The organism is Nonomuraea sp. B10E15 (genome assembly GCF_039871615.1).
GTDB lineage: Bacteria > Actinomycetota > Actinomycetes > Streptosporangiales > Streptosporangiaceae > Nonomuraea.
Window position 1 is genome coordinate 36,709 of the sequence record NZ_JBDPMB010000016.1, and the last position, 26,232, is coordinate 62,940.

At 70.0% G+C, this 26,232-nt stretch carries 19 protein-coding genes; 11 read left to right on the forward strand and 8 right to left on the reverse strand.

Annotated elements, in window-relative coordinates:
* Positions 1–188 precede the first annotated feature (188 nt).
* The 5 genes from ABGB14_RS33980 to ABGB14_RS34000 all read left to right on the forward strand — a co-directional run bounded on the left by ABGB14_RS33980 (position 189) and on the right by ABGB14_RS34000 (position 6,660).
* Positions 189–2,336, forward strand: a complete 2,148-nt coding sequence (locus ABGB14_RS33980) for a transglycosylase domain-containing protein (RefSeq protein WP_347647942.1) — start codon at positions 189–191, stop codon at positions 2,334–2,336.
* A gap of 203 nt (positions 2,337–2,539) precedes the next feature.
* The gene (locus tag ABGB14_RS33985; RefSeq protein WP_347647943.1) at positions 2,540–3,511 is read left to right on the forward strand and encodes a LacI family DNA-binding transcriptional regulator; all 972 of its coding nucleotides are present in this window, start codon (positions 2,540–2,542) and stop codon (positions 3,509–3,511) included.
* Between the two features lie 10 nt (positions 3,512–3,521).
* The gene (locus ABGB14_RS33990; RefSeq protein ID WP_347647944.1) at positions 3,522–4,742 is read left to right on the forward strand and encodes a serine/threonine-protein kinase; all 1,221 of its coding nucleotides are present in this window, start codon (positions 3,522–3,524) and stop codon (positions 4,740–4,742) included.
* A 332-nt stretch (positions 4,743–5,074) separates the two neighbouring features.
* Positions 5,075–6,142 carry a lytic polysaccharide monooxygenase gene (locus ABGB14_RS33995; protein WP_347647945.1) on the forward strand — a complete coding sequence of 356 codons (1,068 nt, stop codon included), beginning with the start codon at positions 5,075–5,077 and terminating at the stop codon, positions 6,140–6,142.
* A complete protein-coding gene (locus ABGB14_RS34000) occupies positions 6,139–6,660 on the forward strand; it encodes a hypothetical protein (RefSeq protein ID WP_347647946.1) in 522 nt (173 codons plus the stop codon). The genes ABGB14_RS33995 and ABGB14_RS34000 overlap by 4 nt, the downstream gene beginning before the upstream one ends.
* A gap of 147 nt (positions 6,661–6,807) precedes the next feature.
* Here ABGB14_RS34000 and ABGB14_RS34005 read toward each other — a convergent pair whose 3' ends face one another.
* Positions 6,808–9,294, reverse strand: a complete 2,487-nt coding sequence (locus ABGB14_RS34005; RefSeq protein WP_347648086.1) for a glycoside hydrolase family 9 protein — start codon at positions 9,292–9,294, stop codon at positions 6,808–6,810.
* A gap of 14 nt (positions 9,295–9,308) precedes the next feature.
* Positions 9,309–12,206, reverse strand: coding sequence for a glycoside hydrolase family 48 protein (locus tag ABGB14_RS34010; protein WP_347647947.1), 2,898 nt, complete (start codon positions 12,204–12,206; stop codon positions 9,309–9,311).
* Positions 12,207–12,564: 358 nt separating this feature from the next.
* Between ABGB14_RS34010 and ABGB14_RS34015 the strand changes: the two genes are divergently transcribed.
* Positions 12,565–14,880: a glycoside hydrolase family 6 protein gene (locus ABGB14_RS34015; RefSeq protein WP_347648087.1), complete on the forward strand. Its 2,316-nt coding sequence runs from the start codon at positions 12,565–12,567 to the stop codon at positions 14,878–14,880.
* 101 nt (positions 14,881–14,981) lie between these two features.
* Here the strand turns inward: ABGB14_RS34015 and ABGB14_RS34020 are convergent, their stop codons facing one another.
* The 4 genes from ABGB14_RS34020 to ABGB14_RS34035 form a co-directional block, all read right to left on the reverse strand.
* On the reverse strand, positions 14,982–15,389 hold the full coding sequence (locus ABGB14_RS34020; protein WP_347647948.1) for a DUF1992 domain-containing protein: 408 nt from the start codon (positions 15,387–15,389) through the stop codon (positions 14,982–14,984).
* 12 nt (positions 15,390–15,401) lie between these two features.
* Positions 15,402–16,301 (reverse strand): dihydropteroate synthase, encoded by a 900-nt coding sequence (gene folP, locus ABGB14_RS34025; RefSeq protein WP_347647949.1) that lies wholly within the window; start codon positions 16,299–16,301, stop codon positions 15,402–15,404.
* Positions 16,302–16,375: 74 nt separating this feature from the next.
* Positions 16,376–16,837, reverse strand: coding sequence for an ATP-binding protein (locus ABGB14_RS34030; protein WP_347647950.1), 462 nt, complete (start codon positions 16,835–16,837; stop codon positions 16,376–16,378).
* Between the two features lie 101 nt (positions 16,838–16,938).
* Positions 16,939–17,988, reverse strand: coding sequence for an NAD-dependent epimerase/dehydratase family protein (locus ABGB14_RS34035; RefSeq protein ID WP_347647951.1), 1,050 nt, complete (start codon positions 17,986–17,988; stop codon positions 16,939–16,941).
* Positions 17,989–18,223: 235 nt separating this feature from the next.
* Between ABGB14_RS34035 and ABGB14_RS34040 the strand changes: the two genes are divergently transcribed.
* From ABGB14_RS34040 to ABGB14_RS34060, 5 genes are read left to right on the forward strand one after another with little or no spacing between them, the layout of a single operon-like run.
* Positions 18,224–19,273 (forward strand): polyprenyl synthetase family protein, encoded by a 1,050-nt coding sequence (locus tag ABGB14_RS34040; RefSeq protein ID WP_347647952.1) that lies wholly within the window; start codon positions 18,224–18,226, stop codon positions 19,271–19,273.
* 20 nt (positions 19,274–19,293) lie between these two features.
* A complete protein-coding gene (locus ABGB14_RS34045; RefSeq protein WP_347647953.1) occupies positions 19,294–20,232 on the forward strand; it encodes a 4-hydroxy-3-methylbut-2-enyl diphosphate reductase in 939 nt (312 codons plus the stop codon).
* Positions 20,233–20,250: 18 nt separating this feature from the next.
* A complete protein-coding gene (locus ABGB14_RS34050) occupies positions 20,251–21,660 on the forward strand; it encodes a family 2B encapsulin nanocompartment shell protein (RefSeq protein ID WP_347647954.1) in 1,410 nt (469 codons plus the stop codon).
* 35 nt (positions 21,661–21,695) lie between these two features.
* The gene (locus ABGB14_RS34055) at positions 21,696–23,057 is read left to right on the forward strand and encodes a family 2B encapsulin nanocompartment shell protein (protein WP_347648088.1); all 1,362 of its coding nucleotides are present in this window, start codon (positions 21,696–21,698) and stop codon (positions 23,055–23,057) included.
* A 13-nt stretch (positions 23,058–23,070) separates the two neighbouring features.
* Positions 23,071–25,248 carry a terpene synthase family protein gene (locus tag ABGB14_RS34060; RefSeq protein ID WP_347647955.1) on the forward strand — a complete coding sequence of 726 codons (2,178 nt, stop codon included), beginning with the start codon at positions 23,071–23,073 and terminating at the stop codon, positions 25,246–25,248.
* Here the strand turns inward: ABGB14_RS34060 and ABGB14_RS34065 are convergent.
* The gene (locus tag ABGB14_RS34065; protein WP_347647956.1) at positions 25,245–25,586 is read right to left on the reverse strand and encodes an STAS domain-containing protein; all 342 of its coding nucleotides are present in this window, start codon (positions 25,584–25,586) and stop codon (positions 25,245–25,247) included. The genes ABGB14_RS34060 and ABGB14_RS34065 overlap by 4 nt on opposite strands.
* Before the next feature lie 377 nt (positions 25,587–25,963).
* On the reverse strand, positions 25,964–26,224 hold the full coding sequence (locus tag ABGB14_RS34070) for a hypothetical protein (protein WP_347647957.1): 261 nt from the start codon (positions 26,222–26,224) through the stop codon (positions 25,964–25,966).
* Positions 26,225–26,232 lie beyond the last annotated feature (8 nt).

Here is a 26,232-nt window from a genome sequence, read left to right on the forward strand (position 1 = left end):
GCCACAGCCCGCACAGGGGCCCCATGCAGCACGAACGTCAGATATACCTACAGACACGGGAAAACCGGCCGCGCCGCCCGAACAAACTCCCGTCTCACAGGGTCCAAGGTTTTACATAGAACACGTCATGGCTGGGTTTAGGATGCACCCGAATGCCAAGAGGGGGAGGTATTACCAGCATGTCCCGTATGTCGAGTATCGCGCGCCTGACCGGTGCGGCGGTGGCTGCAGGTGTGGTGACCGCGGCCATCGCGCTGCCGGCGGTCGGAGGCACGGGAGCGATGTTCGTCTCGGCATCGGAGGAGCTCGGCATCAAGCCCGAGGAGCTCAAGGAGCCCCCGCTCGCGGAGAAGACGACGGTGCTCGACGCCAAGGGCAACCAGATCGCGCAGTTCTACGAGGAATATCGCGAGAACGTCAAGCTCGCCGACGTGGCCGAAATCATGAAGACGGCCATCATCTCGATCGAGGACTTCCGCTTCTACGAGCACGGCGCGATCGACATCGAGGGCACCCTGCGCGCCCTGGCCAAGAACCTCAGCTCCGGCGGCATCGCCCAGGGCGGCTCGTCCATCACCCAGCAGTACGTCAAGCAGGTGCTGCTCAACTCGGCGACCACCGAGAAGGAGAAGAACGCGGCGCTCGAGGCCAGCTACGCGCGCAAGCTCAGGGAGCTGCGCTACGCGATGGCGGTCGAGGAGAAGTACACCAAGGACCAGATCCTCGAGAAATATCTCAACATCGCCTACTTCGGGGCCGGCGCCTACGGCGTCGAGGCGGCGGCCAAGCGCTTCTTCGGCGTCGACGCGACCAGCCTGAACCTGGTGCAGTCCGCCACCCTGGCCGGCGCGGTGCAGGACCCCAACGCGACCGACCCCAACCTCGGCAGGGAACAGCGCGAGCGGCTGCTGCACCGGCGCAACGTGGTGCTCGACAGGATGGCCGAGCTGGGCAAGATCACGCCCGCGCAGGCCAAGGAGGCCAAGGCCGAGAAGCTCGGCTTCGACAAGGGCCAGCCGCTGCCTGGCGGCTGCGGGGCCAGCGCCTACCCCTACTTCTGCATGTACGTGCGCAACGAGATCCTCAGCAACAAGATCTTCGGTGCGACGAAGAAGGCCAGGACCCAGTTCCTCAACCGGGGCGGCCTGACGATCCAGACGACGCTCGACCCGAAGATGCAGAAGGCCGCCGACCGGGCCATCAGGAAGCACGTGCACGCGTCGGACAAGGCGGTCGCCTCCGAAGCCCTGGTGGAGCCGGGCACGGGCGCGATCAAGGCGATGGCCGCAAGCCGCAAGTACGGCGACAACAAGCGCAAGAACGAGATGTCGTACAACGTGGTCGCCGACGCGGTGCACGGCGGTGGCACCGGCTTCCAGGCGGGCTCGACGTTCAAGGTCTTCACGCTGCTCACCGCCCTCAAGGAGGGCATGAAGATCCACGACGGGGTCTCCACCGGCAGCGGTTACCGCGCGCCCTACTACTCCTCGTTCAAGAACTGCAAGGGCGAGAACATCGGCGACCCCTCCCACACCGTCACCAACGCCGAGGGGGGCGGCGGCGGCTTCAAGTCGCTGGCCACCGGCACCTGGGGCTCGGTGAACACCTTCTTCGTGGCGCTGGAGCAGAAGGTCGGGCTGTGCGACACGGTCAAGACGGCCAAGTCGCTGGGCATCAAGCGCTCCGACGGGCTGCCGCTGACGGAGTTCGAGACGTTCACGCTCGGCACCAACGAGATGGACCCGGTGACCGTGGCCACCGCCTACGCGGCGATCGGCGCCCGGGGCAAATACTGCAAGCCCATGGCCATCAGCAAGATCACCGACCGGTACGGCAAGACGAAGACGTACCAGCCCGAGTGTAAGCAGGCGTTGGATCCAGAAGTCGCGGACGCCGCGTCGTACATCCTGGAGGGGGTCTTCACCAAGGGCACGATGCGCGGCGTCGGCGGCATCGGCCGCCCGGCGGGCGGTAAGACCGGCACCACGGACGACCAGGCCGCCGCCTGGTTCGCCGGGTTCACCCCCGACCTGGCGGGGGCGGTCAGCATCGGTGACACGCGGGGCGCGCAGAAGCACAAGCTCAACGGCGTCACCATCGGCGGCCGCTACTACAGCTCGGTCTTCGGGGCCTCGATCCCCGGGCCGATCTGGAAGGACACCATGCTCCTGGCGCTGAAGGGCGTGCCGGAGACCGAGTTCCACCCGATGAACACCTCGCGTTTCGGCGGTTGCGGCTCGAGCTGCCAGCCCTCGCGGTCCGACCGGTCGGAGCCGGACTCCGGCGACGATGTCACCGATCCGGAGCTGGACGACGCGGACGTCGGCCTCGGGTGACCCCATAGGGAGGGGCCGTAAATGCCTGAACGGGCCGTCGGAAATCCGGCGGCCCGGGAGGCTTCCACGGCTACCGGCATGCCTGGCCGATCGATCCGGAGCGCGTCCGTACAGCAGGACGCACTCCTTGCAAAGGCCCTATTAACAGCGGCGAAACATTGGTAACGTGGGAGCGCTCCCAGGATCTTTCCGCGAGGTGCTCCATGACCGAGCAGCCCACACTGGCACAGGTGGCGGCCGCTGCAGGGGTTTCCCCCGCGACCGCATCACGAGTCCTCACCGGCTCGGTGCGGGTCAGCACTTCGACCCGCCGCCAAGTCTACGACGCCGTCTCCCGAATGGGCTACGTACGGCAACGCGCACCACGGGGAACGGCCGCCAAAACCATGGCCGACGGTGTCACAGCGGTGATCTGTGACCACCTTCCCCGGCTTTTCTCCGAACCCTACTACGCCAGGCTCCTGTCCGCGGCCGGCAGCGTGATCGCCGAACACGGCACCCATCTCATGGTGACCACCGTCACCCCCACGTCGTCCACGCTGCCCGCCCTGTCCGGCGCGGTGCTCATCGTGGGCGCGAGAGAGCGCCACCCCCTGGCGATCAAGTTGTCCACCGCGGGCATCCCGGTGCGCAACATCGGCCGCCCGCCCCACGACCTCAAACTCCCCTACGTCGACGTCGACAACATCGACGGCGGCCGACAGGCGGCGGAGCACTTCCTGCTGACCGGCCGCCGCAACGTCGCCGCCATCGGCGGGCCGCCCTCATTACCTGCCGCGCGCGACCGATTAGACGGCCTGGTGCGCACCCTGCAGGCGGCGGGCGCACCCGACGTGCCCGTGGCCTACGGTGACTTCACCGCCGCCTCCGGCACCCACGCCATGCAGTGGTTGTTACGCCACGCCCCGGGCCTCGACGCCGTCTTCGTGGCCTCCGACCTGATGGCGGCGGGCGCGATCCAGGCGCTGCGCAGGGCCGGGCGCAAGGTGCCGACCGACGTGGCGGTGATCGGATTCGACGACGCCCCTGTCGCCAGGCACACCGTCCCCACGCTGACCACCGTCCGCCAGCCCGTCGAGGAGCTCGCCACGGTCGCCACCCGGCTGCTCCTGACGGGCGCCGCAGGCATCGACCCCGTTCTCCCCACGGAACTGGTCGTCCGTGAGTCGGCTTGAGCCTGGGGATGTGCTGGCCCGCCGGTATCTGCTGCTGGATCCGCTGGCCCGCGGGGGCATGTCGGTCATCTGGCGCGCCTTCGACCAGTCCCTGCACCGGATGGTCGCGGTCAAGGTGCTCACCTCGTCGCTCCACGCCGACCACGGCGAGCGCGTCAGCGTACGGAGCGAGGCACGCGCCGCGGCCAGGTTCATCCACCCCGACTCCATCGAGATCTACGACTACGGCGAGACCGTCACCACGGGCGGGGGCGTCGCGGCGTTCGTGGTGATGCCGCTGCTCGACGGCACGCCGCTGGCCGAGCGCGTCGAGCAGGGCCCGCTGCCGTGGACCGAGGCCGCCGCGATCGCGCTGCGGCTGGCCAGGGTGCTGATGGCCGGGCACGCCCGCGGCCTGGTCCACAGGGACGTCACGGCCGAGAACGTGCTGCTCACCGCCGACGGCCCGAAGCTGCTCGACTTCGGCATCGCGGCCTGGGCGGGCGACCCCGACGACGCCCGCGGGACCCCTCCCTACGTCGCCCCCGAGCGGCTGCACGGCGCGCCCACCCATCCCGCGGTCGACGTGTACGCCCTGGGCGTGCTGCTGCACACCATGCTCACCGGGCGCACCCCGTACCCGGAGACGACGTGGGAGGAGATCGAGGCGGCCAGGAGGACGGCGCCGCCTCCCCGGGTGCCCGGCGTGCCCTACGCCGTCGCCACGCTGTGCCAGCGCTGCCTCGCGCACCGGCCGGAGGAGCGGCCGGGCGCGGCGGAGATCGTCTCCGCGCTGACCGGCGTGCTGGGCGCGGCCACCCTGGGCCGGCACGTCAGGCGCGCGCTCACGGTCGCGGGCTCCGCGACGATCGCGCTGTCGATCCTGCTCTGGTTCCAGCAGTCGGAGCTCCACATGCCGGAACAGGCCGCGCAGCCGCGGCCGTCCCCCGCGTCGCCGCTGGTCGAGAGCTCGCCGTCCGCGGCGATCACCGTCGAGCAGGCGGTGGCCGGCTTCAGGACCACGCTCGAGGACAGGACGCCGTGCGGCGCGACGGACGCCGACGTCGTGCTCGACCTCAACCAGGTGCTGAACGGCCTCGTCGCGCCGCACGGCCCCGCGGCGTCGAGCGGGACCGAGCGCCTGCGCGGCAAGCTCTCCGACCGCCTGCGGGAGGGCCGGCTGGCGCCGGCCTGCCTGAGCGAGCTGGAGGCCAGGCTCGACGACATCGAGGCCGCACTCGGCCCGAACTGACGGCGTTGATGAGGGGTACGGCAGCACCAGCCGTACCCCTCCAACGCGCGGCCGCACCCCTCGCAAAGCACGGCCGCGCGAGCTCGTTGGCATGTGCCCCCGTCCTGTCTGGTGACGAAGTGTACTGGGAGCGCTCCCAATATGGCAGCCTCCCGGCGGCACCGATGTGCGGCAAGCACCCGGGCGGCGGCGACCAGCGGAACCATGACCAAGATCGGTTGAAAGTTTCACGGCGCGTTGTCGGATCGGCCGGACCCGTGATTCAATGCGCTGGCCGGGCGGGCTGGTCATGGGCAGGTCTTCCTCTGTCGTCAGCGCAAGGGAATTCCCCCATGAAGTTCTTCAAGTCGGCGGCGATCACCGCCGTCATGGTCCTGATCACGAGTGTCCTGATGGTGCCCTCACCGGCACAGGCCCACGGCGTGACGATGTTCCCCGGCAGCCGCACGTTCCTGTGCTGGCAGGACGGCCTCCGGGACAACGGCCAGATTCAGCCCTACAACCCCGCCTGCGCCGACGCGGTCGCGCAGAGCGGCACGACCCCTCTGTACAACTGGTTCGCCGTGCTGCGCTCCGACGGCGCGGGCCGGACCTCCGGATTCATCCCCGACGGGCAGATCTGCAGCGGAGGCACCGGCGGGCCCTACGACTTCTCGGCCTACAACGCGGTCCGCGACGACTGGCCGCTCACCCACTTGACCGCGGGCGCCAACATCCAGATGCGGCACAGCAACTGGGCCGAGCACCCGGGCGACTTCGACTACTACATCACCAAGAACGGCTGGAACCCCAACGGCCCGCTCAAGTGGTCCGACCTCGAGCCGTTCGGCACCGTCACCGACCCGCCCAAGAACGGCGGCCCCGGCGGACTCGGCTACTACTACTGGAACGCCCAGCTCCCGTCCGGCAAGAGCGGGCGGCACATCATCTTCACCCACTGGATCCGCTCGGACAGCAACGAGAACTTCTACAGCTGCTCCGACGTCGTCTTCGACGGCGGCAACGGCGAAGTGACCGGAGTCGGCCCCGGCGGCGGCACGGACCCCGACCCCGACCCCACGGTCACGCCGACCGACCCGCCGCCCGGCGACAGCGGCTGCACCGCGACGTGGAAGGCCACCGACAACGGCTGGGCCGGCCACTTCCAGGGTGAGGTGACCGTGCGCAACACGGGCGACAGCGCGCTGAACGGCTGGACGGTCTCCTGGACCTACAGCGGCGGCCAGGCCTTCGACGGCTCGCCGTGGAACGGCGTCCTGTCCGGGCAACCGCCCAACGTGACCGTCAAGAACGCCTCCTACAACGGCCAGCTCGCGCCGAACGCGACCACCTCGTTCGGCTTCAACGCGACCGGCTCCATCCCCAACCCAGCACCCACCCTGAGCTGCACCAGCTCGTGATCAGAACGCGTCGCGGGCTTGTCGCGGCGAGCGTCACCCTGGCCGGCCTGACCCTGGCCGGGGTGATGTTCTTCGCGGGCAGGCAGCCCTCCGCCCAGCTGAACGAGGAGCTCGCCGCCCAGGTGACCATGATCCTGGAACGGGCGTCGACCGGCGAGCACCATGCACACGGCCACACCTTCGAGTCGGACGTCGTGTGCGCCGTGGAGCCGTTCGGGACCGAACCGGCCGGCGCGTCCTCCCTCGTCGAGGTGAAGTGGGTCTACGCCCGTCACCTGTGTGCCATCACCGGCGAGAGCAGCGAATGGCCGGTCTCCGTGCGCGCCTCGGGGCCCATCGCCGTACGCCTCGGCATCCCGCCCCTCGTCAAGGTGCCCGAGGCGGGCGCGGGTTATCCGGAGCGGGTCAGGCGGCTCATCCCCCCGCGCTACCACGAGGAGGCGTTCGCGGACTTCTCGGACGACTCCGCCATCGAGGCGGCCAAGCAGCGCTTCGCGCAGGCCACCACAGCCAGATGAACCGGTGAAGGACACGAACGGACGCGGCGCCGACTGGAGGTATCGGGCCGCGTCCGTCCCATCCGGGCGGGATGTGTCACAAGGCAGGAGTGTTGCTTCGCCTCACCTCCTCATACGCAGCCGGGGGCCGACGGGTTCGACCCGGGGTCAGGTGGCGGTGCAGGTGATCGGGTCGGGTGTGGCCGGCGTGCCGTTCGCGATGAAGCCGAACGTGGTGGTGGCGCCGGGGGCGAGCGAGCCGTTCCACGCCTCGTTCGCGACCGTGACGGCGGAGCCGGAGACCGTGTGCCTGCCGCCCCAGAGCTGCGTGATCGAGCTCTGCGACGTCCAGGCGACCGTCCAGCCGCCGATCGCCTCCGTGCCGCCGTTGCGCACCGTCACCTCTGCCTGGTACGCGCCGCCCCACGCGTTCGTCACCTCGAACTCCGCCGCGCACCCGTCAGCGGGCGCGGGCGTGTCGGAGGTGGTGAACGTCGTGGCGTCCGACGGCGGCGAGGTGTTGCCCGCCGCGTCCCTGGCCACCACGTGGGCGGTGTATGCGGTGGAAGGGGTGAGCCCGGTCAGGTCGTAGGACGTGGTCGTGGCCGTGCCTACCTTGGTGGACCCCAGGTAGACGTCATAGCCGGCCACTCCCACGTTGTCCGTGGAGGACGTCCAGCCGAGCCTGGCGCTAGAACCCGTGATCGCGGAGACCGCGGGCGTGCCGGGCTTGCTGGGCGCAGTGTCGTCCTCCACGTCCGGACCCGGGGGCTCACCCCAGATCTTGGAGTCGCCGCTGTAGAGGGCGATGCGTTCGGTTCTCTCCGGCGTCGTGCCGGGCGTGGTGGGGATGCCCTGGTACGACCAGTCGTTGGCCGGGTCCCACGTGCCCGCGCTGGAGATCCTGAACTGCACCTCCCTGCGGTGCTGCGACTGTCCTGCCGGGGCGATGTCCTCGCCCGAGCAGTCGATGCGCACGTAGTACGTGGTGCCGCCCGTGGGGTGAAGCGTGGGCGCCGCGCACTGCGTGTAGGCCGACGACACGCTGATCTGCGAGGCCGTCGTCGAGCCGTCGAGGGTGAAGTAGTAGCGGAACGAGCCGTCGGACAGCACCCTGGCGGGCCAGGCCGACTGGTTACGGACGATGGCCTTGATCTCCGTGAAGGTCGAGCCCGACGCGTTCACGCCGGCCTCGACGAAGATCTCGGGCCCGTCCGGGGTCTCCTCCTGCGGGAAGTTCGCCGCGGGAGCGCCCCCGTACTCCCGGTAGAGCCGGGCCAGCGCGCTGGTGAAACCGGCGTTGTAGTCGGTGGCGACCTCGTTCATGACGTAGTCGTCCCGCTCGTCGGTGTAGGCGTCGTTCGGGTCGGGCGGGCCGCCGACGAGCGCCCCGTACAGCGTGTGGCGGGTCTGCTCGGGGTTGGTGATCTGGTCGGTCCACGAGCCGTGCGCCGTGCGGTGGTGCGGGTTCCGCGGGGGGTTGTCTCCGAAGCCGATCACGTACGAGGAGTCCCGCGGGTTGTCGCCGAGGGCGTAGTCGATCTGGCTGACCGCGAAGTCGTGGTAGCGGGCCTTGCGGGTCGCGTCCGTGATCGAGTCGCTGTGCACGAGCGCCGCGAACGCCGTGTTGGCCGCGTACCTCAGCGAGCCCCACCGGTCGAGCACGGCCTGGCCGCCGGGCGAGTAGGCCACCTTCGACCCGTTGACGCCGACCGTCCACCAGTCGAGCCAGCGGTTGGCGTCGTCGAGGTAGCGCTGCTTGCCGGTGAGCTTGTGCAGCAGCACGTACGCGCCGTAGGACTTGTCGTCCCAGGCGATCGTCCACTTGTACGACTTGGTGCTGGTCTGCGGCTCGTTGCCGAGGTTGTCGTAGCCGGCCTCGGCCTTGGCCAGGTAGGAGGCGTCGTCCGTGGCCCGGTAGAGCCAGATCGCGCCCCACACCAGCTCGTCGTTGTAGCCGCTCCAGGAGTTGTAGTAGCTGGAGGCGTCGGTGATGCACTCGGTGTACTTCTTCCTGATCGTGTCGGCGAAGGAGTACAGCTGTTCGGCGTGCGTCACCAGCGTGTCGGCATATTCCGGATTTGTCGGGCGGAAGACGATCGAGGAGGCCGCCATCGCCGCCGCCGTCTCCCCCGCCAGATCCGACCCGCCACACGAAGCATCGATCTTGTACGCCGGCCGCTCCATCCCCATCGCCTCGGCCGGACCCCACCACGCGTGGTCCGTGCCGCCGTTGCCGACCTGCCCGTAGAGCACGTTCGGCGACGGGTGGGCCTTGATGAAGTAGTCGTTGACGAACTTGAGGTTGTTCAGCAGGTGGGAGAGCTGGCCGGAGTCCGCGTAGGCGTCGCGGTACTCGACCGCGCCCCAGGCCAGCATGGTGGCGGAGAACGCCATCGGGAAGCCGAACTTGACGTGGTCACCCGCGTCGTACCAGCCGCCCGTGAGATCCGTCCCCACGTCGTCGCCGTCGTCCACGGCCGAGTCACCGCGCCAGGACACGCGGTTCCAGTCGGGCAGGTCGCCCGACTGCTGGGCCTCGTAGAACCACAAGGACTTCTGCAGCGCCTCGCCGTAGGCGAAGGCGGGCTCGGCGGCACGGGCCGCCGGCCCCACCCCTGTGACCAGGGGCAGGACCAGCGACACCGCCGCTATCAGAGTCGTCCTCCTCACGGGAAGAGCCGCCCGTACTCGGCGAGCGCGACGGCGACGTCCACCTGCGCCCAGAACCGGTGGTAGTTGAAGACCGGCGCCTCCCCGCCGTTCAGGAAGGCCTCGACCTTCGGCCAGTCGGGGTCGTCCTCGTAGAAGGACCTGATCGACAGGAACGTGGAGTCCTCGTTGATCGGGTCGCCGTTGGGCATCTCGCCGCTCCAGCCCGGCGGCACGTACACCGGGTCGGTGACGCGGCGGTAGTCGGCCTTGGTCTCCGGCACGGACACGCCCGCCTCGTCGCGGTTCGCCCAGACGCCGTCGAGCAGCGCCTTGGCCGTGTCACGCGCCTCGGCGTGGTTCGCCCTGGCCGCGTAGTACATCAGCACCTTGGCGTACGAACCGGCGACGCCCACGTCCTGCGTGTGGTCCAGGACGGTCACGTGCAGGTCCGGGTTGGCCTGCGGCATGCCGGACGTGGCGGAGAAGTCACCCGCGGGCGCGCCGCTCCACCGCAGCGTCGACGGGATCTCGTAGCTGCCGTCGGCGCTGACCGTGGTGTTGTCGAGCGCCCACTCCACCCACTTGTCGAGCAGCGCCTTGGCGTCGGCGTTGCCGGTGACGTTGTAGAGCTCGGCCACCCGCTCCATCGTCCACGCCTGGAAGCCGAACCACTGGTTCGACGGCGGGTCGTGGTAGACCGGCTGCCAGTCGTAGGTCATGCCGTGGAACTTCGGCAGGTCGCTCGGCCGGGTGCCGTAGTGGCCCTCCCAGCTGTTGGTCGCGCCGCCGGCGATCGCGCCCTCGTCCGACTGCAGCCAGGTGTAGAACTGCAGCTGGCGGGTCAGGCTGGTGCTCCAGTCGGAGGAGCCGGTCGCGCTCTTCGGCTTGAGCTCGGCCACGTTGGCCAGCGCCCAGGCCGCGAACGGGTTCTGGTAGCCGGCGTGGTTGTGGCTGGAGCCGATGCGCCAGGCCCATCCCGCGCTGGAGTCGGTCGCGCCGCCCCAGGCGTAATACCAGTTCAGCAGGTACGCGGCGGAGTTCTTGCCGGAGCCCGCCGGGCACGAGGGACTGCCGCAGCCGGGCTGCTTGAAGTACTTGTCGTACATCGCGTAGCGCAGGTAGTCGCCCATCTTGGCGGCCTTGGCCACCGTCGCGGAGATCTCCGACTCCTTGTCCTGCTCCTTGGCCCAGGTCAGCGCCCAGTACGCCGCCTGCACGGCCCGCGCGTCGGCGTCGGGGGCGTTGGTGTACTTCCACTGCTTGGCGTAGGCACTGTCCTCGATGAACAGGTCCAGGTAGCCGTTCGGCCCGCCGTGCTCGAACGTGTCGCAGGACGGCTGCGGGATCGTCTCGAAGACCGACTCCTCCGGGCCGCGCTGGTAGGTGTTGATGTAGGCGGGCCTGGTCGTGCCGTCGCCGCAGCGGCCGAAGCCGTAGGTGTTGTCGACGTCGAGCAGCCAGTGCATGCCGTAGATGTCGCGGGTGCCGTACGCGCTCTGCAGCTCGTTGGCCAGCGGGTCGGTGCCCACGGTGACGCCGGTCTCCATCGCGGTCGGGTAGTTGCTGATCTCCAGGTGCTCGGCCGCGTACGTGGCCGGCTTGGACGGGTCGTAGAAGGAGTTCGTCGGCTGGTCCTCCGTGGACGGGATGATGTACGTCTCCAGCGAGGTCCACGCGTCGTTGAACTTCGACCAGTCGCCGGTGACCTGCCCGTAGACCGCCTCGAGCCACAGGTAGTAGCTGTAGGCCTCGGACGTGGTCTCGTGCCCGTGGTCCGGCGCCTCGACCATGAACGTCTCGATCGAGTGGTACGGCACCCCTTCAGGAGAGAAGTAGCCGTTGTCCGGGTCGTGGAGCTCGTTGTAGAGCTCGACGAAGCGCTGGACGTACTCGTTGCCGCCGCCGACGTCGTCGTCCGCCTCGTTGGCGGTGACGTCGACGGGGTCGTAGCCGGTGGCGCTGACCCGGAAGACCGCTGAGCCGCTCGTCGTGTCGGAGTCGTCGGCCGCGGCCAGCGTGACGTTCTGCTCGGTGTTCCAGTTCGACGGCGTGAACGTCCTGGTGGCGCCGCTGGAGACGGTGAGGTCGGCGTCGCCGCTCGCGCGGGCGACGGAGACGCTCACGTTGGACGAGGGCGCCTGCGACAGTTTCACGCCGAAGCTCGCGGTGCCGCCCTCGGGCACGGACAGGCTGGTGGGGCTGACGACGAGGGCGGGCCCGGTGTTCTGCGAGACCGTGATCCCGACGGGCGACGAGGTCGTGGTCGCGCCGCCGTTGTCGGTGGCCCTGGCGGTGATCGAATAGCTGCCGGCCGCCACGCCGGTCCAGTTGTAGGCGTACGGCGCCGAGGTGTCGGTGCCGAGCAGGGTGGAGCCCTGGTAGAAGTCGACCTTCGAGATCGTGCCGTCGGAGTCGGCCGCGTTGGCCGCGATGGCCACGCTCGCCGGGGCGGTGTAGGTCTGGCCGGCCGAGGGGGAGGTCAGCGACACGGTGGGCGCCGCGTTGGAGCCCTCGCCGCCGCAGGTGGTGCCGTTGACGGTGAACGACGTCGGGTCGGGGTTGCTGCCCGTCCAGGTGCCGTTGAAGCCGACGGAGACGGAGGCGCCGCCGGCCACGCTGCCGTTCCACGGCATGTTGGTGCCGGTGACGCGGGTGCCGGACTGGCTCCAGTTAGCACCCCACCCGCTCGGGGTGTACTTCTGGCCCGTGGTCGGATAGTCGAACGCCAGCGTCCACGAGCTGAGCGCGTCGCCGGTGTTCTTCAACGTGATGTTCGCGGTGAAACCGCCCTGGCCAGGGCTGCTCGTCCACTGGTTGGCCGTGTAGGTGACGTCACAGGCCACGGCCGCCTGGGCGGGTGCGGCGGCCACGGCCGCGGTCGCGCTCGCCACGAGGACGAGGGTCGTGGCCACGGCCAGTCGCCTCGATAAGCGCGTCAGGATGAGAGGGGGTCTGTACTTCACGGGGTCTCCATGGGAGTAGGGGGTGTGGGAGCGCTCCCACGATGGATTGTGGATGCACCCCCGCGTATGTCAACGGAATGGCTTCCGGGTAACCCCCGTGTTTCCTCTCACCAGGCTGCCCGGGATGAAAGTTTCATCCTCATTCCATGGTATTCGGCGAGCATGCGGGGCGGCAATGAGGCCGGCGGAAGCGGCCCTCTGTACACGGCTGCGAGTCCGGCTCACCATGGGAGCGCTCCCAGCCACCTAGCACTGGAGATGATCGCTCGTGAGACTCCAACGCGGCCTCCGCAAATGGGCCGTGACCATGACCGCCGTGAGCGTCGCGGCCTTAGGTCTCGTCGTCGGCCAGAGCACGGCCGCGAGCGCCGCGGTCGCCTGCGACGTGACCTACTCCGCCAATTCGTGGACGAGCAGCCCAGGTCAGGGCGGTTTCACCGCGAACATCACGTTGAAGAACACCGGCGACGCGCTCAGCTCGTGGACGCTGGCGTTCGACTATCCGACCACGGGCCAGAAGTACACCCCGAGCGGGTGGGGCGCCCAATGGAGCCAGTCCGGCACCCGCGTCACCGGCACCAACATGTCCTACAACGGCAACCTGGCCGGCGGCGCCTCCGTCTCCGTCGGCTTCAACGGCACCTGGACGGGCAGCAACCCCGACCCGACGTCGTTCACCGTCAACGGCACCACCTGCGGCGGCACGACCCCGACCAACCCGTCGGTGGTCACCTCGTCCAGCGCGGTCGCCGTGAACGAGGGCGGCACGGCCACGTTCACGGCCCGGCTCTCCGCGGCCCCCAGCTCCAACGTGACCGTCACCACCACCCGCACCAACGGTGACGCCGACCTGAGCGTGAGCTCGGGCGGCTCGCTGACCTTCACCCCGTCCAACTGGAACACGCCGCAGACCGTGACCCTGGCCGCGGCCCAGGACAGCGACACCACGGCGGGCACGGCCTCCTTCAGCGTCACCGGCACCGGCGTCACCGGCGCCACGGTCACCGCGACCGAGGTCGACGACGACGCCACCACGGAGCAGTCGATCATCGTCTCGCCGACGTCGGTGACCGTACCCGAGGGCTCCACCGGCACGTACACGGTGCGCCTGGCCGAGCAGCCCTCGTCGAGCGTGACCGTCACCTCGACCGCGGGCAGCGGCGACGCCGACCTGACCGTCTCCTCCGGCGCCAGCCGCACGTTCACCACCTCGAACTGGAACACCCCGCAGACCGTGACCCTGGCCGCGGCCCAGGACTCCGACACCGCCAACGGCACCCGCACCTTCACCGTCGCCTCCACCGGCCTGACCTCGAGGACGGTCACCGCCACCGAGGCCGACGACGACGGCGGCAACGAGCCCGGCCCGCACGTCGAGAACCCGTACTCCGGGGCCACCGGCTACGTGAACCCCAACTGGTCAGCCAAGGCCGCGGCCGAGCCCGGCGGATCCGCGGTGGCCGACATCTCGACCGCCGTGTGGATGGACAGGATCGCCGCGATCGGCGGCTCCAACAGCGCCATGAGCCTGCGCGAGCACCTCGACGAGGCCGTCAGCCAGGACGCCGCCAACGGCTCCGCGCCGCTGACCATCCAGGTCGTCATCTACAACCTGCCCAACCGCGACTGCTCGGCGCTGGCCTCCAACGGCGAGCTGCGCATCTCGGAGGACGGGTTCAACCGCTACAAGAACGAGTACATCAACCCGATCGCCGACATCCTCGACGACCCGCAGTACGCCAACCTGCGCATCGTCACGATCATCGAGCCCGACTCGCTGCCGAACCTGGTCACCAACATCGACAGCTTCGAGGACTGCCGCGAGGCGAACGGAGCCGGCGGCTACCGCGACGGCGTCCGCTACGCGCTCGACCAGCTGCACGCCATCTCGAACGTCTACACCTACGTCGACGCCGCCCACCACGCCTGGCTGGGCTGGGACTCGAACTTCCAGCCCGCGGTCGACCTGTTCCACGAGACCGTCGCGGGCACCGAGGCCGGCGTGGACAGCGTGGACGGCTTCATCGTCAACACCGCCAACTACTCGATCACCACGGAACCCCACTTCACCATCAACACGAACGTGAACGGCACCTCCGTCCGCCAGTCGGACTGGGTGGACTGGAACTACTACATCGACGAGCTCACCTTCGCCCGTGCCCTGCGCGACGCGCTGATCGCCAAGGGCTTCAGGAGCGGGCTCGGCATGCTGATCGACACCTCGCGCAACGGCTGGGGCGGCTCCGACCGCCCGAGCGGCCCGAGCTCCTCGACCGACGTCAACCAGTTCGTCGAGGAGTCGCGGGTCGACCGGCGCATCCACGCCGGCAACTGGTGCAACCAGAGCGGCGCCGGCATGGGCGAGCGGCCGACCGCCAGCCCGGCGAGCGGCCTGGACGCCTACGTCTGGGTCAAGCCTCCTGGCGAGTCCGACGGCTCCAGCGAGGAGATCGACAACGACGAGGGCAAGCGGTTCGACCGGATGTGCGACCCGACCTACCGCGGCAACGACCTCAACGGCAACAACCTGACGGGCGCGCTGGCGGACGCGCCGATCTCGGGTCAGTGGTTCTCGGCGCAGTTCCGCGAACTGCTGGCCAACGCCTACCCGCCGATCAACTGATGCCTGGCAGGCCGGTGGGACCCGCCTGACCCGGATCCCTCCGCCCGCCTGACGGGGCCCGGGCGCACGCGAGTGCGCCCGGGCCCTTGATCGTCACCCGTTCAGGTCACACCCCGTGCCCTGCGCCACTCGGACACGATCTCGTCGACGTCGTAGGGCATCAGGTTGAGCGGCGGGCCCGACAGCCCCGTCCTGATCGCCTCGCGGATGCGGCCGTTGACGTCCTCGACGATGCTCCTGGCCTCGGCCTCGGTGCGCGCTCCTCGTGCCTCGGCCAGCGCCTGCTCGGCGTCCTTGCGCAGCGCCAGCGTGGGCGGCAGGGGCATCGACAGGCCCTCGCTCTCCACCTTCTGCTTGATCCACCACATGTCGCCGGGATCCCGGTCGAGGCCGGGCAGCGGCTTGCCCTTGCCGGGCAGGTCGTCGAACTCGCCGCGCGCCTCCGCCTCACGGATCTGCCGGTCGATCCAGCTCTCGTAAGGCATCCCCGGCGGCTTGCGCTCGGTCACGTACGAGTCTCCTCACGTCAGGTTGTGGGCGGGGGCGATCGGGCCGCGCCAGCCGAGCACGGCCTCGGTCATGCGTACGGACGCGACCGTCGCGGCCACGTCGTGCACGCGCAGGATGCGGGCTCCCTTGAGGATCGCGACGACGTTGGCCGCGATCGTGCCCTCGGTGCGCTCGCCCTGCGGGCGGTCGAGGGTCTCACCGATGAAGTCCTTGTTGGACAGCGCCACCAGCGTGGGGTAGCCCATCGAGGTGATCTCGCCGAGCCTGCGCGTGAGCTCCAGCGAGTGGTAGGTGTTCTTGTTCAGGTCGTGACCGGGATCGATGATGATCCGGTCGGCCGGGATGCCCGCTTTCAGCGCGAACTCGACCCGCTCGCGCAGGAAATCGGCCACCTCCGTGACGACGTCGGCGTAGCTGGGCCGGACGATCCGCCGGCCGGGCCCGCCGAGGCTGTGGGTGACCACCACGCTGGCGCCGGTCGCCGCCGCGGTCTCCGCGATGCCCGGCTCGCGCAGGCCGTTGGTGTCGTTGATGACGTCGGCGCCGGCCTTGATGGCCGCCCGCGCCACCTGCGCCCTGTGCGTGTCGACGGAGATCACGGCGTCGGTGACGGCCCTGACCTGGGCGATCACGGGGACGACCCGCTCGATCTCCTCCTCGGCCGGGATCTGCTCCTGGTCGGCGCTGAAGGCGAACCCGCCGACGTCGACCCAGTCGGCCCCGTCCGCGACGGCCTTGCGCGCCGCCGCGACGGCGCGGTCGAGCGCGTAGGTGCGGCCCCGGTCGTGAAAGGAGTTGGGTGTCCTGTTGACGATGGCCATGATGGCGACCTGGCGCTCGAAGTCGAACTCCCGCCGCCCGATGCGCCGGACCGGGGAGACGATCCCGAGCTTGGGTGTGTCGGCGCTCACGTGGTGGTCCCTTTCCGTCTCCCCGAGCCTACCCGGCCCTCCGCCAGGTCAGACGGCCCGGGATCACCACGTGGTCAGGCGGTGGAGCGGCCGGACCACGACCGGTCGGAGACCGTGATCCGGATCCGCTCCATGGCTCCGCGAACCCGCGGCCTTAACCGCATCGTGAGCAGGACGGTGGTGCCGCGCGGGCCGGTACGGAAGTCGGCCGCGTCGCACAGCTCGCGGATCAGGAAGATCCCCCTGCCCGTGGCGGAGAAGTCCGCCGGCAGGCGGTGGCCGTCGACGTAGCGGTCGGGGATGCCCGTACCCCTGTCGGTGGTTTCCGCGCGGATGAACCCGTCGACCGTCCACAGCCTGAGGTGCCCGTGCCCGCCCGCGTGCTCGACGGCGTTGACCACGCTCTCATGAACGGCCAGCACGAAGTCCGCCAGCCGGGAGCCGCTCAGCCCCGAGTGCTCCGCGCAGCGGGCCACGGACCGGCGCAGCTCGGGCACGTCGTCGAGCGTGAAGGGCTGGGTCAACAGGGTGCGCATGGCAGGCCTCCCACCTCGCCTGGTCGCCGACGCGCAAAGTGACGGGGGGCACGACGTTTCGCTGACGGTCTGTTGTGACGTGATCCGTACGGGTCATCGTTTCAGCTGCGTCCTCCTACGCCGGTGGCGAGCTCGCGCATCCGGCGAGCCGGCCCGCGATCGGGGGCGAGCGGTCCTGTGTCCATGCCGGCGCCCTCACGCAGCCCGCGGAACAGCTCCCGCATGGCCTCCTGCGATGAGTACTCCGGCGTCCAGCCCAGCACTTCCCTGGCGCGCCGCACGTTCATGACCGGGATGCGGAGGGCGAGCTCCAGCAGCCCCGGGGCCGCGGGCACGAGCCGCAGCCGCCAGCCGGCCGCGACGACCGCCCTCGCCACCTGGGGCGCCACCCGCACGGTGCGGGTGCCGAGCATCCCGGCGAGGTCGTGCGGGTCGAGCACGGGCTCGGCGGCGAGGTTGAACGGGCCGCGCACCTCCTTGGTGACGGCCAGCCGGTAGGCCTCCGCCGCGTCGCGCGCGTGCAGCACCTGCAGCCGCAGCCCGGGGATGTCCGGCACGAACGGGATGAGCCCCGGCCTGATCAGCCGCCGGGGCACGAACGGCCCGCCGAACAACCTGCGCTGCTCGGTCGCGGCGGCCCGCTGGAAGATGAAGCCGGGCCGCATCCGCACCACGCGGATGCCGGGATGGTCGTGCTCGAAGACGTCGAGCACCCGCTCGACGTAGGCCTTCTCCCGCCCGTACGCCGCGTCCGGCCAGCCGTGCGTGGGCCAGCTCTCGTCCACCGGCCGGTCCTTCGGCCCCGGTGAGTACGCCCCCACGGAGGAGGCGTGGACCAGCGCGGGCACCCCCGCCTCCGCCACCGCCCTGAACACCCGCATGCTGCCCAGCACGTTGGCCCGCCAGGTCGTCGCCGGGTCCCTGGTCGGCTGGAACAACCAGGCGAGGTGCACCACCGCGTCGGCGCCGTCGAAGATCCGCACCAGGTCGTCGCTCGCCACGTCGGCCTGCCGCCAGTCGGTGCGGTCGATCCGCCATCCGGGCAGCCGGCGGGCGACCCCGACGATCGAGGTCACGCCGCTGTCCGCGACGAGCGCGCGAACCACGCTGGTGCCGACGTTTCCTGTGGCTCCCACCACCACGACTCTCATGCGACCTCGCTGCCCCACGCCGGGAGCGCGAAACCCGCCCGAACCACCACCCGCCGGAGGACCGGCCCCGCCGGGCGGGCCGCTCACCTGGGGCCCCTGCGGGGTGGGCTGCGCCTCAGCGACCGGTAGGGACAAGGTCGATCGCAACGCCAGTACCAAAAGACACTTTACACTCTCTGTATTGGGTGACTAACTATTGGTAGCGACTCGGTCGGAGCGATAAGGAGCCGTTCGCATGCCGGTGAGCTTCACCCAGCACCACCTCGCGACACGCATTGATCAGAGGTTGGCCGCCTTCCTCGACGACTGGCGGGCTCCCGTCTCCGACCCGGGGGTGGAGGCGGCCTACGGGCTGCTGACCGACTTCATCCTGAGCGGCGGCAAGCGCATCAGGCCGCAGCTGTGTTACTGGGGCTGGCGCGGCGCGGGCGGCGACGACTGCGACGAGATCATCAGCGCCGGCGCCGCCCTGGAGTTGTGCCACGCGGGCCTGCTCATCCACGACGACATCATGGACGGCAGCCAGTTGCGCCGGGGCCGGGCGACCGTGCACAGAAACCTGGCGGAGCTGCACAGAGGTCCGGGCGCGGAGGCGTTCGGGCAGGCGGGCGGCATCCTGCTGGGCACGCTCAGCCTGGCGTGGTCCGACGCGCTGCTGTCGTCGTGCGGGGCCGAGCCGCCGCGGTTGCGCGCCGCGCACCACCTGTTCGACGCCATGCGCACCGAGGTGATCAGCGGCCAATATCTCGACATCCTCGGCCAGCTCCGCTCGGGGGCGAGCGTGGACGAGGCGCTCACCATGATCCGCTACAAGACCGCCAAATACACCGTCGAGCGGCCGCTGCAGATCGGCGGCGCCCTGGCCGGCGCCTCGCTGGAGCTGCTCGACTCCTACTCCGCCTTCGGGCTGCCGCTGGGCGAGGCGTTCCAGCTGCGCGACGACATGCTGGGCACGTTCGGCACGTCGTCGGAGACGGGCAAGTCGGCGCTCGACGACCTGCGCGAGGGCAAGCACACGGTGATGTACGCGCACGCCGTGCAGCACGCCTCACCGGCGCAGCTCGCCCATCTCAGACGCTGGCACGGCGACCCGGAGCTGTCCGAGGAGCGCGCTGCGGAGCTACGCCAGATCCTGGCCGACACGGGGGCGCCGGCCAAGGTCGAGTCGATGATCGAGGAACGCGTGGGCCTGGCCATGGCGGCGCTGACGGCGGCGCAGATCAAGCCGGAGGCGGCGCAGGCGCTGACCGTCCTGGCGGACCAGCTCGCGCACCGTACCAAGTGACGATTTGAAGGGGCATCCCGATGGGACGGGTACTTCTTGCCGCCCCGCGCGGCTTCTGCGCGGGCGTCGAACGCGCGATCACCACCGTCGAAGAGGCGCTTGATCGTTTCGGACCACCTGTTTACGTGCGCAAGCAGATCGTGCACAACACGTCCGTGATCCGCGACCTGACCGGGCGCGGCGCGGTCTTCGTCGACGAGCTCGACGAGGTCCCCGACGGCGCGCTCGTCGTCTTCTCCGCCCACGGCGTCGCGCCCGCGGTCAAGCAGGAGGCGCGGCTGCGCGGGCTCGCGACGATCGACGCGACGTGCCCCCTGGTCACGAAGGTGCACAAGGAGGCCGTACGCATGGCCGAGGCGGGCTACGAGATCGTGCTCATCGGCCACGCCGAGCACGAGGAGGTCGAGGGCACGGTCGGCGAGGCGCCCGGCCGCATCCACGTCGTCGACCCGGCCCGCACCGACGACGTGACAGCCGACGGCTCGGCGCCGGTGGGCTGGCTGTCGCAGACCACGCTGGCCGTCGACGAGACCCTGCGGGCCGTCGCCGAGCTGCGCGAGCGTTTCCCGGGCCTGGCCGACCCGCCCAGCGACGACATCTGCTACGCCAGCCAGAACCGCCAGGAGGCCGTCACCAGCATCGCCTCCAGGTGCGACCTGGTCATCGTCGTCGGCTCGGCCAACTCCTCCAACTCCCGCCGGCTGGTGGAGGTCGCACTCAACGCGGGCGCCGGCGCGGCCCACCTGGTCGACCGGGCCTGCGACGCCGACGAGCGGTGGCTGGCGGGCGTGCGGACCGTCGGGGTCAGCTCCGGCGCGTCCGTGCCGGAAGGGCTGGTCGAGGAGTTACTCGGCTGGCTCGCCGCCCGCGGATACGCCGACGTCGAGCAGGTGACCTTGACGGAGGAGACCCTCACGTTCTCGCTTCCGCCCGAGCTCAGATCCGCCCGCGAACCCTAACGAGATTGGTGGTGCACGATGACAGAAACGACCCAGTCCCACGCCCCGGAGGACGGCGCCGGGCAGCTCAGCCTCAGCACCGACGCCGCACGGCAGCTCTCCACCACGACCAAGACGCCTCCGCAGATGCAGGAGATCACCTCGCGGTGGCTGCTGCGGCTGCTGCCATGGGTGCAGTGCTCCGGGGGCGTGTTCCGGGTCAACCGGCGGCTGACCTACACCCTCGGAGACGGCCGCATCACCTTCAGCACGACCGGATCCAACGTCCGGGTCATCCCGGCCGAGCTCACCGAATTGCCCGTGCTACGCGGTTTCGACGACATGGAGGTGCTCCAAGCGCTGGCCGATCGCTTCGCGCAACAGGAGGTCGAGGCCGGCGAGAAGATCGTGACCGAGGGCGCCCAGATCGACCGGCTCGTGCTGATCGCCCACGGCCGGGTGGGCAAGGTCAGCCGCGGCGCCTACGGCGACGAGCAGAACCTCGGCGTCCTGGCCGACGGCGACCACCTCGGCGAGCAGGCCCTGACGGGCGGCGGCGAGTTCGGGTTCACCGCCAGGGCCAAGACCGCCACCACCGTGCTGACGCTTTCCCTCCAGGACTTCGAGCAGGTCCTCGAACGCTCGCCCGAGCTGCGTGCCCACGTGGAGAGCCGGCGCACCAGCGTCGACCGGGCCCAGAACGACTACGGCGAGGCCGCGATCGACATGTCGGCCGGCCACACCGGTGAGGCCGTCCTGCCCGGCACCTTCGTCGACTACGAGCAGAGCCCGCGCGAATACGAGCTGAGCGTGGCGCAGACCGTCCTGCGGGTGCACAGCCGGGTCTCCGACCTGTACAACCAGCCGATGAGCCAGCTCGACCAGCAGCTCCGCCTGACGATCGAGGCGCTGCGCGAGCGCCAGGAGCACGAGCTGGTCAACAACCGCGACTTCGGCCTGCTCCACAACGCCGACTTCGGCCAGCGCATCCGCACCCGCTCGGGCCCGCCCACCCCCGACGACCTCGACGACCTGCTGTCCGTCGTGTGGAAGGAGCCCGCGTTCTTCCTGGCCCACCCGCAGGCCATCGCCGCCTTCGGCAGGGAGTGCAGCAAGCGCGGCGTCTACCCGCAGGCGAGCGAGGTCAACGGGCACCGGGTGCCGGCCTGGCGAGGCGTGCCGATCTTCCCGTGCAACAAGATCCCCGTCACCGGCGCCCGCACCACGTCGATCATGCTCATGCGCACCGGCCAGGAGAACCAGGGCGTCGTCGGCCTGCACCAGACCGGCATCCCCGACGAATACCAGCCCAGCCTGTCGGTGCGCTTCATGAACATCAACGAGAAGGCCGTCATCTCCTACCTGGTCAGCGTCTACTACTCGGCCGCCGTGCTGGTGCCGGACGCGCTCGGGCTCCTGGAGGACGTCGAGCTCGGCAGGAACGGCTGACCCGCTCCGGGTCCCAGTGATTGGTGGTGATCGTGTTGACGGAGACCGACCAGCGGCTGAGCCTCGACACGGCGGCGGCCCGCACGCTCGCGACGACGACCAAGACGCCTCCGCAGACGCGGGAGATCTCTCCTCGCTGGCTGCTGCGGGTGCTCCCGTGGGTGGACGTCGCGGCCGGCGTCTATCGGGTGAACCGGCGGCTGACGTACGCGGTCGGCGGCGGCCGGGTCGGCTTCGTCACCACGGGCACCCGCTTCCGCGTCGTCCCGCCGAGCCTGGCCGAGCTGCCGCTCCTGCGCGGGCTCGCCGGCGACCCCGCGCTCGACGAGCTCGCGGGCCGCTTCGAGCAGCGGGAATACGCGCAGGGCGAGACGATCGTACGCGCCGGGCGACCGGCCGACGAGCTGCTGCTGATCGCGTACGGAAAGGCGGCGAAGGTCGGCACGGGCCCGTACGGCGACCCGGTCGCGCTCGGCACGCTGGCGGGTGGCGAGCACACCGGGAGCGAAGGCGGGCCGTGGGGGTTCACGCTGGAGGCGGCGACGGCGTGCACGGTGCTCGCCCTGCCCTGGAGCGAGCTGCGCGCGCTGGCCGACCGGTCGCCGGCGGTGAGCGCGCAACTCGCCCGCCACCGGATCAGCCAGGCCAGACCGCAGAACAAGTGGGGCGAGGACGAGATCGCCGTCGCCGCCGGCCACCGGGGCGAGGCCGCGCTGCCCGGCACGTTCGCCGACTACGACCCTGGCCCGCGCGAATACGAGCTCAGCGTGTCGCAGACCGTGCTGCGCGTGCACACCCGGGTCGCCGACCTGTTCAACCAGCCGATGGACCAGACCGAGGAACAACTGCGGCTGACGGTCGAGGCCGTACGCGAGTCGCAGGAGCACCAGCTGGTCAACAACCGCGACTTCGGCCTGCTCCACAACGCCGATCCGGGCCAGCGCATCCACACCCGCACCGGCCCTCCGGGGCCCGACGACCTGGATGAGCTGCTCTGCCGCAGGAAGAAGTCCCGCTATTTCCTCGCCCACCCGAGGGCCATCGCCGCCTTCCACCGCGAATGCACCGCCGCAGGCCTCTACCCCGGCAGCACCGAGCTGGAGGGCGTCCGGCTGACCGTGTGGCGCGGCGTGCCCATCCTGCCGTGCGACAAGATCCCGATCAGCCCGGCGGGCACCACCTCGATCCTCGTCATGCGCACGGGCGAGGAGGACCAGGGAGTCGTCGGCCTGCGCCCGAGCAGCGTCCCCGACGAGCGCGAGCCGGGCCTCAGCGTGCGGTGCACCGGCATCGACGCGCGGGCCGTCGCCTCCTACCTGGTCAGCGCCTACTACTCGGCGGCGGTCCTGGTGCCCGACGCGCTCGGGGTGCTGGAGAACGTCGAGGTGGCCCGCTGATGAAGGAGTGACCATGAGCCAGCCGTTCGAACTGCCGGACTTCTACATGCCGTATCCCGCCCGGCTCAACCAGCATCTTGAGCAGGCGCGCGACCACTCCACTCGGTGGGCGCGCGACATGGGCATGCTCGAAGGCTCGGGCGTCTGGGAGGAGGCCGACCTCGACGCCCACGACTATCCGCTGATGTGCGCCTATACCCACCCTGACTGCGACGGCGCCGAGCTCTGCCTGATCACCGACTGGTACGTGTGGGTCTTCTTCTTCGACGACCACTTCCTCGAGGTGTTCAAACGCAGCGGCGACCTGGCGGGCGGACGGGCCTATCTCGACCGGCTGCCGCTCTTCATGCCGATGGGCGCCGACCTGTCCATGCCCGAGCCGGCCAACCCGGTCGAGGCAGGGCTGGCCGACCTGTGGGTCCGTACGGTGCCCGGCATGTCCGCCGACTGGCGGTCCCGTTTCGCCGAGAGCACGCGCAACCTGCTCAACGAGTCGCTGTGGGAGCTGGCCAACATCAACAAGGGCCGGGTGGCCAACCCGGTCGAGTACATCGAGATGCGGCGCAAGGTCGGCGGCGCGCCCTGGTCGGCGGGGCTGGTCGAGCACGCGGTCGGGGCCGAGGTGCCGGCGCGGATCGCCGCGTCACGGCCGATGCAGGTGCTGCGCGACGCCTTCTCCGACGCCGTCCACCTGCGCAACGACCTGTTCTCGTACGAGCGGGAGGTCAGGGACGAAGGCGAGCTGAGCAACGGGGTACTGGTGCTGGAGAAGTTCCTCGGCTGCACCACGCAGGAGGCCGCCGACGCGGTCAACGACCTGCTGACCTCGCGGCTGCACCAGTTCGAGCACACCACGTGCACCGAGCTCGGGCCGCTGTTCGTGGAGAACGCCATCGACCCGCTGAGCGCGGCCGGCGTGCTGGCGTACGTCAAAGGGCTCCAGGACTGGCAGTCGGGCGGGCACGAGTGGCACATGCGCTCCAGCAGGTACATGAACAAGCGGGCGACGGCGAGCCGGCCGCTGGGCATGTCGTCGCTCGTCGACCTGCTGGGCGCCAAGCGGCTGCGGAACTTCGCGCACGTGCCGCACCAGAGGGTGGGGCCGTCGATCGTGCCCGAGCTCTACGTGCCGTTCGAGCTCCGGTTGTCGCCGCACCTCGACGCCTCCCGGCGCAACATCGTGACGTGGTGCGCGGAGATGGGCATCCTGGAGGCCCAGCCTGGCGTGGTGGGCTCGGCGGTGTGGGACGAGAAGAAGCTGGTCGACTACGACCTGCCGCTCTGCGCGGCGGGCCTGCATCCCGACGCCACACCCAAGGAGCTGGACCTGGCCTCGTTCTGGCTGGCCTGGGGCACGTACGGCGACGACTACTTCCCCGCCGTCTTCGGCAGGTCGCGCAATCTCGCGGCAGCCAGGGTGGCGGTGGCCAGGTTCGGGGCGTTCATGCCGCTCGACGGCGCGCCGGCGACGCCGCCCGCGAGCGCGCTGGAGCGCTCGCTGGCCGACCTGTGGGCCCGTACGGCGGCGCCGATGCCGCTCGGTGACCGGCGCAAGCTGCGTACGGCGATCGAACTCATGTGCGACGGCTGGTTGTGGGAGCTGGCCAACGAGCTGGCCCACCACATCCCCGACCCGGTCGACTACATCGAGATGCGCAGGCTGACCTTCGGCTCCGACCTGACGATGAGCCTGTGCCGGCTGCGGCACACCAAGGGCATCCCGGAGGAGGTCTGTGGCAGCGGCCCGATGGTGGCGCTGGAGAACGCCATGATGGACGCGGGGTGCCTGGTCAACGACATCTTCTCCTACCAGAAGGAGATCGAGTTCGAGGGCGAGGTGCACAACTGCGTCCTGGTGGTCCAGAACTTCTTCGGCTGCGACTACCCGGCGGCGGTGGCCATCGTCAGCGACCTGATGGCGTCGCGGGTGCGGCAGTTCGAGCACATCGTGGAGCACGAGCTGCCGATCGTCTGCGATGACTTCGGCCTGGACGCGGAGGCCAGGCGGGATCTCGACGGGTTCGTGGCCGAGCTGCGCGACTGGCTGGCCGCCATTCTCAACTGGCATCGCGGGTGTTTCCGCTATGACGAGAAGTCGCTGCGCCGGCACAAGGCGCCGCCGCGGTGGCGGCTCGGCGGTCCCACGGGCCTGGGCACCTCGGCGGCCGTCGTCACCGCCGCCCGGGGCTAGGTGGGGGCGTGGATGCGGGGCTGGTAGTACCAGCCCATCATGCGCATCAGCCGCTGCTGGTACGGCGTGACGTTGTGCAGGCGGATCCACCGTTGCGAGGGCGGCACGGTGGGCATGAGGAGCACGCGCAGGCCTGAGACGTCGATGAAGGTGAGCTCGCCGGTGTCGACGACGACGTAGGGGCCGCGGCGGCACCGGGTCAGGGCGCTGGCCAGGGCGGCACTGTTGGTGGCGTCGATCTCGCCGACCAGCGAGACGTCCGGCGCTCCTGGCGCCGCACGCACCACGATGCTCAGCTGCTCGTCCTGATAGAGCAGCAGCTCTTCGACGCCGCTCACGCTCCCCGCACCCCCCAACACGAACTCCGGGGGTTGTATGCCGAAATGCTCCCTGCGAGGTATGACCGCCAGGGCGTCTGGCGGTTAACCAGATCCAAGGTTACACGAGGTTTGTGGGGCTATGTAAATTTCGCTGTAAAAATACCGAATCACGGGGAAATTATGACGGCTAACGCTTTCCGGACAGGACGGGCGTGCCCGCGCCGGCTGCGGACATGACGGACCGGCCTGTCCGGAGGCGCTGAGGCGGGTGGGGCCCTCTCTCGCGCCGCGGCCGACCAGGGGCCTGCCCGGTAAGGTGCCGCCACGGCTTCGTGGCTACCGGCCTGGCCTCATGTCAGGCGTGCGCGTGGGGAGCCGGCACCGCCTCGGACGGCTCAGTTGTCGTCGCCGACGCGCTCCTGGTTGCTGAGGATGGTGAGGTCGATGTCCTGCAGGTTACCCGCGGAGCCGACGTTGATGTACTTCACGGAGTCGTTGCCGACGTCGTTGAGCGCGGTGAGGTCGTCGGCGACGCTCAGCTGGCTCAGGATCTGCTTGCCCTTGTTGTAGGGGTTGGGGACGTCGGCCGAGGCGCTCGTGGCCGAGAAGCCCAGCATGAAGCCCGCGATGGCTGCACCGGCAAGAATGCGACGCATCATTTCTC

Excerpts from the sequence above, each read along its gene's own strand:
- ABGB14_RS33980 (WP_347647942.1), top strand. The coding sequence starts at position 189 with ATGTCGAGTATCGCGCGCCTGACCGGTGCGGCGGTGGCTGCAGGTGTG.
- ABGB14_RS33985 (WP_347647943.1), top strand. The coding sequence starts at position 2,540 with ATGACCGAGCAGCCCACACTGGCACAGGTGGCGGCCGCTGCAGGGGTT.
- ABGB14_RS33995 (WP_347647945.1), top strand. The coding sequence starts at position 5,075 with ATGAAGTTCTTCAAGTCGGCGGCGATCACCGCCGTCATGGTCCTGATC.
- ABGB14_RS34015 (WP_347648087.1), top strand. The coding sequence starts at position 12,565 with ATGACCGCCGTGAGCGTCGCGGCCTTAGGTCTCGTCGTCGGCCAGAGC.
- ABGB14_RS34030 (WP_347647950.1), bottom strand. The coding sequence starts at position 16,837 with ATGCGCACCCTGTTGACCCAGCCCTTCACGCTCGACGACGTGCCCGAG.
- ABGB14_RS34035 (WP_347647951.1), bottom strand. The coding sequence starts at position 17,988 with ATGAGAGTCGTGGTGGTGGGAGCCACAGGAAACGTCGGCACCAGCGTG.
- ABGB14_RS34040 (WP_347647952.1), top strand. The coding sequence starts at position 18,224 with ATGCCGGTGAGCTTCACCCAGCACCACCTCGCGACACGCATTGATCAG.
- ABGB14_RS34045 (WP_347647953.1), top strand. The coding sequence starts at position 19,294 with ATGGGACGGGTACTTCTTGCCGCCCCGCGCGGCTTCTGCGCGGGCGTC.
- ABGB14_RS34050 (WP_347647954.1), top strand. The coding sequence starts at position 20,251 with ATGACAGAAACGACCCAGTCCCACGCCCCGGAGGACGGCGCCGGGCAG.
- ABGB14_RS34060 (WP_347647955.1), top strand. The coding sequence starts at position 23,071 with ATGAGCCAGCCGTTCGAACTGCCGGACTTCTACATGCCGTATCCCGCC.
- ABGB14_RS34070 (WP_347647957.1), bottom strand. The coding sequence starts at position 26,224 with ATGCGTCGCATTCTTGCCGGTGCAGCCATCGCGGGCTTCATGCTGGGC.